The organism is Flavobacterium kochi (genome assembly GCF_048286715.1).
Classification (GTDB): domain Bacteria; phylum Bacteroidota; class Bacteroidia; order Flavobacteriales; family Flavobacteriaceae; genus Flavobacterium.
Window position 1 is genome coordinate 1 of record NZ_JBLVPW010000047.1, and the last position, 14,651, is coordinate 14,651.

At 35.3% G+C, this 14,651-nt stretch carries 10 protein-coding genes and 1 pseudogene; 9 read left to right on the forward strand and 2 right to left on the reverse strand.

Annotated features, from left to right (window positions below; translation table 11 throughout):
• Together ACNQGH_RS21280 and ACNQGH_RS21285 are read right to left on the reverse strand one after the other, a co-directional pair.
• Nucleotides 1-288, reverse strand: a pseudogene (locus ACNQGH_RS21280) (glucosamine-6-phosphate deaminase); the annotation flags it as partial.
• A 126-nt stretch (nucleotides 289-414) separates the two neighbouring features.
• On the reverse strand, nucleotides 415-1,164 hold the full coding sequence (locus tag ACNQGH_RS21285) for a DeoR/GlpR family DNA-binding transcription regulator (protein WP_417958029.1): 750 nt from the start codon (nucleotides 1,162-1,164) through the stop codon (nucleotides 415-417).
• Between the two features lie 245 nt (nucleotides 1,165-1,409).
• On the opposite strand from ACNQGH_RS21285, the gene ACNQGH_RS21290 reads away from it, so the two are divergent.
• The 9 genes from ACNQGH_RS21290 (at nucleotide 1,410) to ACNQGH_RS21330 (ending at nucleotide 14,585) form a co-directional block, all read left to right on the forward strand.
• Nucleotides 1,410-4,469, forward strand: a complete 3,060-nt coding sequence (locus ACNQGH_RS21290; protein WP_417958030.1) for a SusC/RagA family TonB-linked outer membrane protein — start codon at nucleotides 1,410-1,412, stop codon at nucleotides 4,467-4,469.
• Between the two features lie 12 nt (nucleotides 4,470-4,481).
• A complete protein-coding gene (locus ACNQGH_RS21295; RefSeq protein ID WP_417958031.1) occupies nucleotides 4,482-6,032 on the forward strand; it encodes a SusD/RagB family nutrient-binding outer membrane lipoprotein in 1,551 nt (516 codons plus the stop codon).
• Nucleotides 6,033-6,058: 26 nt separating this feature from the next.
• On the forward strand, nucleotides 6,059-6,889 hold the full coding sequence (locus tag ACNQGH_RS21300; protein WP_417958033.1) for a DUF4397 domain-containing protein: 831 nt from the start codon (nucleotides 6,059-6,061) through the stop codon (nucleotides 6,887-6,889).
• 139 nt (nucleotides 6,890-7,028) lie between these two features.
• Entirely contained in the window at nucleotides 7,029-8,228 is a 1,200-nt protein-coding gene (locus ACNQGH_RS21305) for an exo-beta-N-acetylmuramidase NamZ family protein (RefSeq protein ID WP_417958034.1), read from the forward strand.
• Between the two features lie 55 nt (nucleotides 8,229-8,283).
• Nucleotides 8,284-9,126 (forward strand): N-acetylmuramic acid 6-phosphate etherase, encoded by an 843-nt coding sequence (gene murQ / locus ACNQGH_RS21310; protein ID WP_417958039.1) that lies wholly within the window; start codon nucleotides 8,284-8,286, stop codon nucleotides 9,124-9,126.
• A gap of 59 nt (nucleotides 9,127-9,185) precedes the next feature.
• On the forward strand, nucleotides 9,186-10,694 hold the full coding sequence (locus tag ACNQGH_RS21315) for a sodium:solute symporter (protein WP_417958035.1): 1,509 nt from the start codon (nucleotides 9,186-9,188) through the stop codon (nucleotides 10,692-10,694).
• A gap of 125 nt (nucleotides 10,695-10,819) precedes the next feature.
• On the forward strand, nucleotides 10,820-12,091 hold the full coding sequence (locus ACNQGH_RS21320) for an acyltransferase family protein (protein ID WP_417958036.1): 1,272 nt from the start codon (nucleotides 10,820-10,822) through the stop codon (nucleotides 12,089-12,091).
• A gap of 282 nt (nucleotides 12,092-12,373) precedes the next feature.
• Nucleotides 12,374-12,934: a DUF6642 family protein gene (locus ACNQGH_RS21325; protein WP_417958037.1), complete on the forward strand. Its 561-nt coding sequence runs from the start codon at nucleotides 12,374-12,376 to the stop codon at nucleotides 12,932-12,934.
• Nucleotides 12,935-13,799: 865 nt separating this feature from the next.
• Nucleotides 13,800-14,585, forward strand: coding sequence for a FecR family protein (locus tag ACNQGH_RS21330; RefSeq protein ID WP_417958038.1), 786 nt, complete (start codon nucleotides 13,800-13,802; stop codon nucleotides 14,583-14,585).
• Nucleotides 14,586-14,651 lie beyond the last annotated feature (66 nt).

Sequence of the window (14,651 nt, forward strand, 5' to 3'; positions counted from 1 at the left end):
ATAATATTCATCCAGATTAAAAGTCACTACATTACTAAAGCTTAGTCCTTCTTCCTGATGCATTCTGACCAATTCTTCGTATACTTTAATTGGCGAGGAACCCGTGGCCAAACCAAGTACACAGGATTTGTTTTCGGCTTGTTTGGATCTAATTAAGGCCGCTATTTCCTGTGCAACAATTTTGGAAGCTTCCACTGAATTTTTGAAAATTTCATTGTGAATTTTTTCGAATCTCGTTGTCTCATATTTCCCAGGCGCTACATAAGTTAAATTCTGAATTGAACTCATAATTATTTCCGTATTTAAGAAGTTAGTACAGCAAATGTAAAAATTAAATCAAAAAAACACGCAAGTTTATGCGTTAATTTAATCAAAAAGAACAAATAACGCAAACTACTGCATTAAAAAAAACCATTATAATACCTGAACACCTGCTTTTACGTACTCTTCAAGGATAGAACTCTTAGGATTTAAATCAGTTATAATAGTATTTAACTGACTGAGTTCACAAACTCCATAAGGCATTTTAGTATTTAATTTTTCAGAGGTAACCATAGAAACTACTCTGTCAGAAGCCTGCATCATAGCTTTTTTCACAATAGAAACCTCATAACCCATTTCGGTAAGCCCTAGTCTGACATTGATACTGCTGACTCCCATAAAACAAATATCCGCTTTTAGCTTAGACAAAACCTGAACCACATCCATACCTATTGTAACCATTGCATTTTTCTGCATTTTCCCTCCAATAAAGATCAACTCTACATTAGGGTGTTGTGACAACTGCATCGCGATGGGTAAACTATACGTATATATGGTAGCCTTTAAATCCGAAGGAATCAATTTTGCAAAAGCTAAATTTGTAGTCCCTCCGCTCATTATAATAACCTGTCCGTCAGCGATTAAAGACAGTGCTTTTTTTCCGATAATATCTTTCTTATCCTGATTCACAATAGCAATATCGAAGATATTGGCTGGTTTATCTACAATAGGGAAAGCCCCGCCATATACCTTCTCAAGCAGTCCTTTCTTATCTAGCTCATTAAGATCTCTTCGTATAGTATCCTCTGAGACATCTAAATTGACGGCCAGGTCAATCGTATTAACTTTTTGATTTTCAATAAGCTTATTCATTATTATTTTATGTCTCTCGGCTTTTAACATTTCTAAAAAATTAATTATTGTTGACAAATATATTAAAATATTGAATTCAAAAGTAGACCATTAGCATTTCATTAGCCCATAGCTGCATCTTATTAACAAATGAAACACAAAAAGTTCAATTTTTAAAAAAAAATGCACTATTGTGCATTATTTGCAAATAAAAAGAAAAAACAACTTACAATATCGCATTTGTATGCAATAAATAAATACATTTGCTCACTAACCATAAAAAAAGCCAAATAATTATGAAAAAATTATTCCTAATTTCATTGTTGTTTCTGTTAGCTCAAACCACATTTGCCCAGACAAAAACAATTACAGGAACTGTTAAAAACAAAGCTGATGGAATTCCTATTCCGGGAGCATCTGTGACTATCAAGGGCACTGCGAAAAGTAGTATCACTGATTTTGACGGAAAATTCGCAATTACCGCAGCATCTTCCGACATACTAAGTTTTAGTTTTATAGGTTTCGAAACTAAAGATGTACAAGTTACCGGAGCTTCATTAAACATAATTTTAGGCGAAAGTATTCAGGACTTGAAAAATGTTACCGTTACAACTTCATTTGGTATCAGCCGACCAAAAGCGTCACTGGGTTATGCAACCCAAGGTGTAAAAGGTTCTGATGTTGTCGATACACAGAGGGAAAATTTTGTAAATGCTTTGCAAGGCAGAATTGCTGGTTTAACAGTAACAAGTACATCCGGCGCTCCGGGAGCCTCTGCAGCCATTCAACTTCGTGGTGTAAATTCTATGAGTGGTAACAACCAGCCTTTGTTTATTGTGGATGGATTGCCAATTAGCAACACTACTTTGGACCAGGGATTATTAATTTCCAATGGAGCCAACAGGACTGCCGATTATACCAATCGTGGGGCTGACGTCAACCCTGAGGATATCGAAAGCATAACAGTTCTTAAAGGCCCGGAAGCTGCAGCACTATACGGAATTGAAGCTGGAAACGGCGCCATAGTTATCACAACCAAAAAAGGAAAAAAAGGAAGAGGAACGATTACCTATTCAACTGATGTACGACTTGACGATGTTTATAGATTTCCGGAAACTCAAAAAGTTTACCAGAGAGGTGCCACTGGAATTACGAACAACAATTACCGAAGATTTTTTGGTGAAAGATACGCACCAAATACAAAAATGTACGAAAATGTAAACAACTTTTTTCAAACTGGTGTAAAAAAATCAAACTCATTAATTTTTGATGCGGGAAGCGAAACAATTACGTACCGTTTATCTTTGGCCAATCTTGAACAAACAGGAGTTGTTCCAAACTCTGCCTACAATAAATTAAACGTTACTTTGAGCGGAACTGCCAAAATAACTGAAAAATTAAAAGCGGAAGGATCTATTGCCTATACAAAATCTGAAACTGACAAGGCTTCAAAAGGCGCAGGTGGTTTTTTATTAAATCTTTTAGCTTATCCTGCTGACATCGATGTGAGAAATTATCTGAATCCAGACGGAACCAGAAGTAAAATCACAGATGGCTCTTTGGATACTGAAGTAGATAATCCATTTTTTGATATCAATAAGAACATCGCTAATGACAAAAACAGTCGTATCATAACAAATGCTTCGCTGACCTATGACCCGCTTTCATGGTTAAGTTTTACAGGCCGTTTTGGCATAGATGCTAACGCCACCCAGGGATTTAGATCAATACATCCCGAATCGCAACAATCTGCAGGGACAGGAGGTTATTTCGAACAATACAGTGACCAGTCAAAAAATTATAATTTTTTATTTTTTGGTACCGCTAAAAAAACAATCGGAAAATTCAGTGGTTTACTACGTATTGGTACTGCCCGAAAAGAAGATAACTACACCATTTTGTCTACAAAAGGCGAAAAATTTTACGAGACAAATGGCTATTCCATAAACAATACCGATCCGCTTACCCAAAGATCAATGGAGAGAATTATTCGGAAACGTGTTGATGGTATTTTTGGAGAAGCGACATTAGATTATGATAAAATTGTTTATTTAACTTTGACAGGAAGAAATGACGTTTCCTCCACCCTGCCAAGAAACAACAACTCTTTCTTTTACCCCTCCACTTCTTTAAGTTTTGTTTTTACAGAATTAAAGGCACTAAAAGACAAAGACATCTTGTCTTATGGAAAAATAAGAGCTTCCTGGGCGCGCGTTGCCAATGATGCGAAACCGTATTCTATTTCCCCAACATATGAACCAAAAACTACAACTGGTGGTGGATTTGGATATTCTGTAACCGGTGCGAATCCAGATCTTAAGGCAGAAATGAATACTTCCGCTGAGATAGGTACAGAATTACGTTTTCTAAAAGACAGATTGGGTTTAGACGTGGCAGTATACAGACGAAAAACAGACAATTCTATTATAAACAATATGCGTTTAAGCTATGGAACAGGATTTGTTCTGACAGCATACAACTTTGGATCTTTACAAAATGAAGGTATAGAAATCACCCTTACGGGCTCTCCATTCAAAAATGATAATTTTACATGGGACATATTGGCTAACTTCACAAAAACAGATTCTGAACTTTTAAGCCTGCCTTCCACTTTACCGGAATACTACACTTCTGATACCTGGATGTATGGTAATGTAAGAGGTGGCGCAAGAGTTGGCTCTCCTTTGACAACTTTCACGGGTTATACCTATTTAAGAAACAATAATGGAACTATTTTAATCAATCCATTAACCGGACAACCTTTAATGGACACTACTTTTCCTGTCGTTGGAGACAGAAATCCAGATTTTGTTATTGGTCTTCAAAATACCTTTACAATCAAGAACTTTAAACTGTCTTTCCTTTTAGACATCCGTAAAGGGGGTGATATTTATAACGGTACAGAAGCATATTTATGGACGCAGGGTCTTAGCACGAGAACTTTAGATCGTGAGATACCATTAGTTATCAATGGTGTTTTAAGAGATGGTTTAGAAAATTCTGCCAATCCTACTCAAAACAACATTCAGGTAACTCCCTATTATCAAAACGATTATTACAACACCAACATTGTATCCTCTGATTTTATAGAAAAAGACATCAATTGGCTAAGAATGAGAGACATTACTTTAAGCTACCGTATGCCTTCGGACGTTTTAAAAAAAACCAAAGTATTCCAAAGTATCTCCATGTATCTTACCGTAACCGATGCGTTTATGATCACCAATTACAGCGGAGCTGACCCGGCGGTAAATGGTTTAAATGCCAGTTCTGGCGGAGCCGGCGGTACAGGATTTGATTATGGTGTACTTTCCAATGCAAGAGGAGTTAACCTAGGTTTTAAATTTGGACTTTAATAAATTAACAATATGAAAAATATAAATACATACCTAGTTGTTGCAGTTTTAACACTGTTTCTTTCAGCTTGTAATCGCGATGAAATAGCAGATGTAAACATAAATCCAAGTTTCCCCACTGCCGTTGAACCAATATATTTATTGCCCCAAATCCAGGCAAATATGGCAATTGGAATTCAATTTGATTCCAGATATTTAGGGAAATACACACAATACTTTTCTCACGCAACAACTGGAGACAGTTGGGACAGATACGGCTATGTAGCTGCAAGTGACGCGAGTGGAGAAATATGGAAAATGGCGTATTATAGCATTGGTTTAAATTTAGTTAATGTAATTACTGAAGCTGAAAAAGCACGGAGATATGACATACAAGGCATGGGAAAAGTTATCAAAGGCTGGACCTGGCAGGTTGCCACAGATTATCATAGCAACTTAATTAAATTTGATCAGGTATTTACAGCCCGATTAACATTTGATTACGGGACGCAGCAGGAAGCCTATGCAGAAGTACAACGACTGGCATTGGAAGGTATTTCGGACATGGAAAGAACGGATGGCAATTATGATGTCAGCTATACCCAAAAAGGGGATTTAATTTATGGCGGTGACAAAACCAAATGGATAAAATTTGCTTACGGTCTGTTGGCCAGAAATGCAAATAACCTGAGTAACAAAGCCACTTATAGCCCTGACAAGGTCATTGCTTATGTAGATAAAGCATTAGCGAGTACTGCCGATGACTGTTACGTAAAATCTGCCGGAACAAGTTCATCTGACGCCAATTTTTATGGCCCGCTACGTAACAATTTATCCCTTTACCGTCAATCTGATTTTATTGTAAGAGCAATGGACGGAACACTATTTACAGGAGCAATAGATCCTCGTATGGCAAACATTTTAGTAGCTTCTGCAGATGGTGTTTTTAGAGGAAACCCACTTAACACCTCTGCCGGAACTGTTACGGCAACCCGTATTCCAAATTTATGGGGAGGAACGACTCAAGCCGTTACAACATTACCCGGAAGATATCTTTTTAGAAACACAGCCGATTTCCCATTAATGACTTATACTGAATTACAGTTTATTAAAGCGGAAGCAGCATTCAAAAAAGGAGACAAAGCGATGGCTTTAGATGCCTACAAAAAAGGTATTGAAGCGAGTATCGATATGGTAAACAGGAATACCGTGGTGTCATCGGTTGCCCCTATTACTTCTTTAATAACGACTACTCAAAAGACAGCCTTTTTAGCTAATACAAGCGTTGTTCCGACAGCGGCTAATCTGACATTAAAACATATTATGATGCAAAAATATGTAGCCTTATTTGGTTTTGGATATTTGGAAACATGGACAGATATGAGAAAATACCACTATGACACTACCATTTACGAAGGAATAGTTTTCCCTACATCACTTTTTCCTGATAATGGCGGCAAACTTGCCTATAGAGTGCGTCCCAGATACAATTCAGAATATGTTTGGAACTTTGCCGCATTACAATCTATTGGTGCTGACAAACCGGATTACCATACCATAGAAATGTGGTTTTCTCAACCTTAAGTATTTTAATTTTAATAAAAATTCAAATGAAAAATAAAATAATAACAATCAGTAAGACTATTGCATTATTACTAGTAACAGTAACATTGTTTTCCTCATGCGGAGAAGAACATGATTTTGCACCCTATTCTGAGTCTGTTGCTGCAACAGCTGCTAAAGTGAAATTCACCAATGCTGCAATTGGGCCTAATGGAACTAACTTTTCTGTCAATTGGTTTGTAAATGATGTTAAGACGACTGCAGCTTTAACCTTAACCGGCTTGCCTCTAGGCATAGCGTATGGCGGACAATATCCTTCTGTTTACAATTATGCTTTGTTGCCTTCAGGGAGCCAAAGTTTGAGAGTAGAAATTCCGGCGACAGCAACAATTCCGACTGCCACAGTTTTTTCATTTCCTTTAACGACGGAAGCAAAAATGAATTATTCTACTTTTGTTGTGGGTGCATCCCCAAATTATGCTGCTTATACTGTCAAGGATAATCTAAACATCGCAGATGCAGATCCAACAAAAGCATACATCCGTTTTTTAAATTTGATTCCCAATTCTCCAACAACAGGATATGACCTATCAATTAAAGAATTGAACTCAAATGCGGTACTCTATTCCGGCGTAAAATATTTACAAGGCAATGAAGTGTTTATACCTATTACTCCAGTACCAGATTTGGATGCGTTAACCTATGAGATTCAATTAAAAACTATAGGAACAGCTACCATTGTAGCAAAAATCACTATGACTCCAAGAAAAGGCAGAATATATACTTTTTTAAGTAGAGGTTATGTTGGAGGATTATCAAACGGCCTGCCTAGTGCAACTGTTAATATCCCGGTTGTGGCCTGGTATACCAATAAATAACACTAAAAATCATTTTCCTTTTTGTTCCAAAAAACCACTTTAGTGTTTTCTAAAGTGGTTATTTTTTCTTTTTTTTCTAAAAAATGTTGCAAACATTTGTCAAATATCCTCATTAATTACTGCTAAACTTTAATTTATCATGGCTCAATTTTTAAAAAAAATTGCTTTTTTTATATTTTTAATAGGCAGTGTTGTTTCGTATTCAAACCCGTTGAAGACCGTTGTGAATAGCACTAATTTAAAAAATAATACTCCTAAAATTAAGACAGGCGCTGATAATTTTGAAGGATATCTTCCCTTATTAAAAGATAAAAAAATTGGAATTGTTACCAATCAGACCGGGATTTTGACCAACAAAACGCATCTTGTCGATTTTTTATTAGAAAAAAACATCTCGCTTAAGACCATTTTTGCCCCTGAACACGGGTTTCGTGGTACTGCTGATGCAGGAGAACACCTGTCTGATACTAAAGACATCAAAACAGGGCTCCCTATTATTTCTCTTTACGGAGACAATAAGAAACCCAAACCTGCTCAATTAGAAGAAATTGACATTATGATCTTTGATTTACAAGATACTGGTGTTCGATTTTATACCTATATATCCTCTTTACACTATGTTATGGAAGCCTGTGCCGAAAACAACATTCCACTTATTATTCTGGACAGACCAAATCCTAACGGAAATACTACTGATGGACCACTGTTAGAGAAAGCATTCACAAGTTTTGTCGGAATGCATCCGATTCCTTTATTACATGGTATGACAATTGGCGAATATGGCAAAATGATAAATGGCGAAAAATGGTTGAAAAATGCCGTAAAATGCAAGCTGACCGTAATTCCCTGTGTTAATTATGACAGAAAAATGGACTACAGCCTGCCTGTGAAACCCTCTCCAAATTTACCTAATGACCAATCAATAAATCTTTATGCCAGTTTATGCCTTTTTGAAGGGACCAATGTCAGTGTAGGTCGTGGCACCGAAAAACAATTTCAAGTTTACGGTTCCCCTTTTTTACAGAAAAGCAAGTATAGCTTTACTCCAAAACCTAATTTGGGAGCAAAAGACCCCCTTTATAATGGCAAAGAATGTTATGGTAAAGATTTGTCAACAATTACAAAAGTACAACAACTGGAACTCAAATGGCTTATTGAAGCCTACCAGACCACTGAAGATAAAACTAAATTCTTTACTTCTTTTTTCACAAAACTTGCAGGAACAAAAAAGCTACAGGAACAAATTGAAACCGGAACTTCGGAAAATGAAATAAGAAGAAGTTGGAAAAAAGGACTAACCGAATTTAAAAAAATGAGAAAGCAGTATCTCCTTTATTAATTACCTTATAAAAAATATTCAGGCAATAAGACTGTCCCCCAAATTAATTAAAAACATTCAGAAAAATAAAATGGAAAAAATAAATCCCGATACCGAACAGGAATCGCTCTATTCTAATTTAGATAAAATGAGTACGCAGAAATTACTCCTAAATATAAACAATGAAGATAAAAAGGTAGCTGCCATTATTGAAAAGCAAATTCCCAATATTGAAAAATTAGTGGAAATCATAGTTTCTAAAATGAAACTTGGCGGAAGATTATTTTATATCGGAGCGGGTACTTCCGGTAGAATCGGTATTCTTGATGCATCAGAATGCCCTCCTACTTTTGGAGTCCCCGACAATTGGATTATTGGCATCATAGCCGGAGGCGATGCTGCAATAAGAAAAGCGGTAGAAAATGCTGAAGATGACATTGATCAGGCTTGGATCGATTTAACTGCCTATGCTATTTCAAGTTTAGACGTTGTGATAGGAATTGCCGCTTCGGGAAACACACCTTATGTCATTGGTGGTTTGACCAAAGCCAGAGAAAATAATATCATTACCGGAAGTATATCCTGCAACAGTGACAGTCTTATTTCTAAAGAAGCAGATTTTCCGATAGAATTAATTGTCGGTCCGGAATTCCTTACCGGAAGCACCAGAATGAAATCCGGAACATCACAGAAATTAGTCTTAAACATGATTTCCACATCGGTTATGATTAAACTTGGTCGCATTTATGGAAACAAAATGATTGACATGCAATTGTCTAATAAAAAATTAGTGCAAAGAGGGGTTGAAATGATTGTGGAAGCACTCAAGATTGATGCCAAATTAGCTTCTGAATTGTTAGAGAAACACAAAAGCGTCAGAGCGGTTTTACTCGCTGAAAATAAAAATCTAGAACTATAATTCTTAGTAGTTAAACTTCCAACAGCTTATAAAAAAGACCTCCTATATAAAAATACAAAATGACACCAAGCGCAATCCTGATCCTTATTATCATTTATTTTGGTATATTATTCTATATATCTTATCGCGTCAGCAAGAAAGACAACAGTAATGAAGCATTTTTTAAAGCCAATAAAAATTCAAAATGGTATTTGGTTGCTTTTGGAATGATAGGAACTGCGCTTTCCGGAGTCACTTTTATATCCGTACCCGGAGAAGTTGGTGCTGCCAGTGGTGAACAATTCAAATATTTTCAGTTTGTACTGGGCAATGCTCTCGGATTTATAATAATTACAAAGTTATTACTACCACTCTATTACAGAATGAATTTAACCTCTATATATGGGTATATAGAACAGAGAATGGGCATTTACAGCTATAAAACAGCAGCAACCATTTTCATAGTAAGCCGAACGGTAAGTTCCGCCTTCAGACTCTATTTAGTGGTAATTGTATTGCAGCGTTTTGTTTTTGACCATTATAAAATTCCGTTTTCTTTAACCGTATTAATTTCTTTATTGTTAATCTTCTCCTATACCTATAGAGGCGGACTTAAAACGATTATAATAACCGATACCTTACAAACTTTTTTTCTGGTGACTTCGGTATTTCTTACCATCTATTTTATTTGTGATAGTTTAGATTTAAGTGCAGTTGGTGCCTTTAATGAAGTAAAAAACAGTTCGTATTCAAAAATATTTTTCTTTGATGATTTTATGACAAGTAAATATCATTTTGTAAAACAAATAGTAGGAGGCATGTTTGTAACGATCGCAATGACTGGTCTTGATCAAGATCTGATGCAAAAAAATCTTAGCTGTAAAAACATTCAGGAAGCGCAAAAAAACATGTTTACCTTTACAGGGATCTTCGTTATTATCAATATTTTCTTTTTAAGTGTTGGTGCCTTGCTTTATATTTATGCCGATAAAAATGGAATTGCCATCCCTGTTGATTTAATTACAAACAAACCAAGAACCGACTTGCTTTTTCCTGAAATCGCATTAAATCATTTGTCTACAGTCCCTGCTGCTATATTTCTGTTAGGGATTATAGCGGCTACTTTTGCAACTACTGATTCTGCCCTGACAGCACTTACTACTTCTTTTTGTGTTGATTTTTTGGGTATGGATAAAATCAAAAATAGCAGTAAACAAAATGTGATCCGAAAAAGACATCTGGTACACCTTAGTTTTTCTGCATTAGTTTTTATTGTCATACTCATTTTCAATTCCATAAATGACAGTTCTGTAGTTGGGATGATATTTAAGGTTGCTTCCTACACTTACGGTCCATTATTAGGTTTGTATGCTTTTGGTTTGTTCCAAAAATCAAGAAAAGTAAACGATAAATTAGTTCCATTGATATGCCTGCTATCTCCTTTTCTCACGTATTTAATTAATGAATATTCAAAAACATTGTTTTTGGGCTATGTATTTGATAATGAATTAATACTAGTGAATGGATTGGTAACTTTTCTGGGATTGTACCTAACAAGTACCAAAACAAATGAAAAAGTAATTTTTTAAAAAACAGCCTTTCGAATAAAATTATCGTATCATTATTACCTTCCTAAACGTATTAGGCTGCAATTATTGGAGTACTTGATTTCGCTAAAATTTAAAAAGAATTAGAACCTATTAAAAACAAACCAATGACAAAAGAGCGTTTAATTTCATTAGATGTATTCAGGGGATTCACTATTCTATTGATGACAATTGTTAACAACCCGGGAAGCTGGGGTTCTATTTATCCCCCTTTGGAACATGCCGAATGGAACGGCTGTACGCCCACCGATTTAGTATTCCCATTTTTTATTTTTATTATGGGAGCAGCAATCCCTTTTGCGAACCCGACTAAACACTTTGACTTTACCGTTTTAAATAAAATTATCGTTCGATCGTTACGTATTTTCTGTTTAGGATTATTTTTAAATTATTTCAACCGAATAGAATTATTTGGTTTAGAAGGAATCTCTTTATTAATTCTCAGATTGATTATAACTTTTGGAGTTGCCTATGCTCTTTTAGGCAATTTTAGTTTAAAAATTAAAACGTATTTGGTTTTTGGAATTTTTCTAACACTACTATTCTTGGCATACAGCCAAATAGAAGCATTTCAAGATGTAAGGATTCCAGGGGTGCTGCAACGACTGGGAATTGTATACTTCTTTACCTCTATTTTGTATTTAAAAACCAGCCAAAAAACACAGCTTTTGGTCGCCGCTTCCATTTTACTGATTTACTGGCTTTTAATGGCTTTTGTTCCTGTTCCGGGATTTGGTGCGGCAAATTTTGAAAAAGGCACCAACCTGGCAGCCTGGTTAGACAATTTAATTCTACACGGACATTTATGGACGTATTCCAAAACATGGGATCCGGAAGGGATTTTAAGCACGTTACCAGCCATAGCTACAGGAATTTGCGGAATGGGTATTGGACAAATACTAAACTTTAAAATTCCAAAGATTGAAATTGCCAAAAAAATTGGGATTATTGGAATTGCCCTGATAATCACCGGCCTAATCTGGAACAGCATCTTTCCGATAAACAAATCGCTCTGGACCAGCTCTTACGTCTTATATACTGCCGGTATATCCACGTTGTGTCTGACCCTATTATACTACATCATAGATATTTCAAACTATAAAAAATGGACTACCTTCTTTTTAATTTGGGGAGTAAATCCCATGATTGTATTCTTCTTTTCAGGAATAATCCCGAGGGTCCTGAGCTCGATTAAAATTCAAAATCCAGCAATAGCTTCTGAACAAATCAATCTTCAAGAATTCTACTACAACTTTTGCATACTGCCTTTTTTTAACAATCCATTGGATGCGTCTTTAGCGTATGCATTAAGCTATGCTATTTTCTGGTCCCTTATTCTTTGGTTTTTTCACAAAAACAAACTCATTTTTAAAGTATAAAATCATTCCATTTTCCCATGGGTTAAAAAGCATTATCATTTCATTTAAAAAAAGCACCAGAAATCCGTTAATAACTATTTACTGTTAAATACTAACAACGAATTTCATTCTTACCTAATTTTGTAAAAATGAAATTACCAAGTCCGGCTGTGCAAAGGTCTCCCAAGCTCGTAGCAATTAAAGACCAGCTGCCATTTGGATGCTCCTCGAAGTGTAATGACGGAGTTTTGTTTCAATAAAAATATTCATTTGTTTGTAGATTAGCTACATAAACTAAATTTCATGGATTATGATAAATTTATTTTCTGCCTCGAAGCTGTTCCTGATGTAGAAATTGACACCCCTACCGAAGTTCTCAAAAACTTAGAGCAATTAGCCTTTGAACAAGGTATTACAAGCATATATAAAACTTGCGATACTATTGAAGGCTTAGAAGAAAGTTTAAATGCATTGCTCTATCACGACCATAATTTTAAGGATTATGAAATAATCTACTTAGTAATGCAAGGTGAAGGAAACAATATTTGCCTCAATGACTACTACTATAGTTTAGAAGAAATAGCCGAGCTCTTTGAAGGGAAAATGAAAGGGAAAATTTTGCATTTCGCCAATACAAAGCTCTTAGACTTAAGTGACGAAGAAGCCCAATACTTTTTAGATATTACAGGAGCACGTGCAGTTTCCGGATATGGAGCGGCATTCAATAAATTAAGCAGTAATGCCATCGACAAAGCTTTCTTTAGCTTATGTCAAAACCACGATGATGTTGTCGAAATTGTAGAAGAATTATATAAAAAACACTACGCCCTTTGTAAACTACTCGACTTTAGATTGTATTATTAAAAATTGAATCCCCTGCTGTCTTAACCAAACCGAATGGCAATTCTTAGGTTTTCTAAAACCACACACACAAAGAATACCATTACTTACCCAACGCTATTTGATATAATTTTCCAACGTGTAATTCTTCGAAAAACAATTCTAATACACGTATTCCTACTATCAGCGGCTTTTGTTTTTTGAACATTTATCAGGTCATACCCTTAAAAAAGAAATCCTATTTTAAGGTATAACCTTCGAAATCAAAAAGATACTTGAGCGCATTGCCCTCACTAAAAACGCCCTTCAGAAATTCTATTATTTTATTAAAAAAATAAAAAATGGCTGTTTTTACCAAAATACCAATCCTGACAAAACACTTTTACATTGGATAAAGTGCGACACACAACATTTTTTCCTTTGAAAAAGTGTAATTCCACACACTTTATACAATTTGGCAATCCGGTATTATTCAAAACCAACAAAAAGTATATAATAATAATAGGGTTGTTCTGAAATTCATAATCCTGATATCCCGAATTCAAATCTTGCCCTTTTCATCAAAGCAAATCCCAAACAGCAACGTTTAGGGATTTTTTTTATTCTCTATTGCTTTCAAAGTAACCGCAATACTTTTCGGAGTGAGGAATTAGAATAAGGAATCATTCTTAAAAAATCCTTGTTCATGATGATGAAAAAGCCATTATATAAAGCAAACAAAATAAAAGCCCCTAAACCAATTAACCGTTTATTAACAATACCGTGTTGATTTGATGGTATTGAAAACTGGGGGTATTCCTCTTATTTTGACTCCTATTAGCAAAGGAAAATATTTATGCTGAATGTAAGTAGAAAAGAAAAAAAATGTGTGAAGTATATCGTCAATGAAATGTCAAAAGCAGAGCGATCTGTATTTGAAATTGAACTGTCTTTAGACGATGAACTTCTCGCTATTTTTGAAAATTATAAAATGATCTGGGTCAATTATCCCCAATCTAATTTGCAGGTACCTACCCCATCTTTTAATCAAATTAAAGAGAAGTATAAAAAAACCGACACCACTACAAACACTGCTTCATTTCTTTTCAGAAAACAAACTGCGTTTGCTCTTGTGTTTCTTTTAGTAATTTGTTTGGGGTTCTATTTCACTAAAAACAACAATCAGGGATATGCCAATCATAAAACGGCTAAAGTTGGAGAACGTCTAACCGTGTTCTTACCGGATAGCAGCACCGTTATTTTAAATTCAGGCAGTGATGTAAATTACTTCAGTGATTTTGGAAAAAAAAGAGAAGTCTGGTTAGTTGGAGAAGCTTTCTTTAAAGTGAGACACAGTAAAAACACCCCTTTTATAGTCCATACAGATGCATATGACGTGAAAGTATTGGGGACAGAATTCAACATCAATAACAATTATAGCGACAAAACAGTTTCTCTTGAAAAAGGGAAAGTGAATGTATTGCTTAAAGAAAGTAATGACGAAATAAATCTACTACCTAATGAAGAATTGATTTGGAATTCAAAGACAAAAGCAGTTACCAAAAGAAATTTTGATGTTGGTAAAATTTCGGCTTGGAAAGACAACATTCTGATTTTAGATGATATAAAACTGGAAGATGCATTAGTTAACCCAAGTTGCAGGTCTTTAGCCCGAACTGCCACTGTCTATAAGTGATTCACTTTTTTTTATTTCCAGTTTGTGTACTACAGACTTTTTAGTAAACGGATAATATTTCAATTT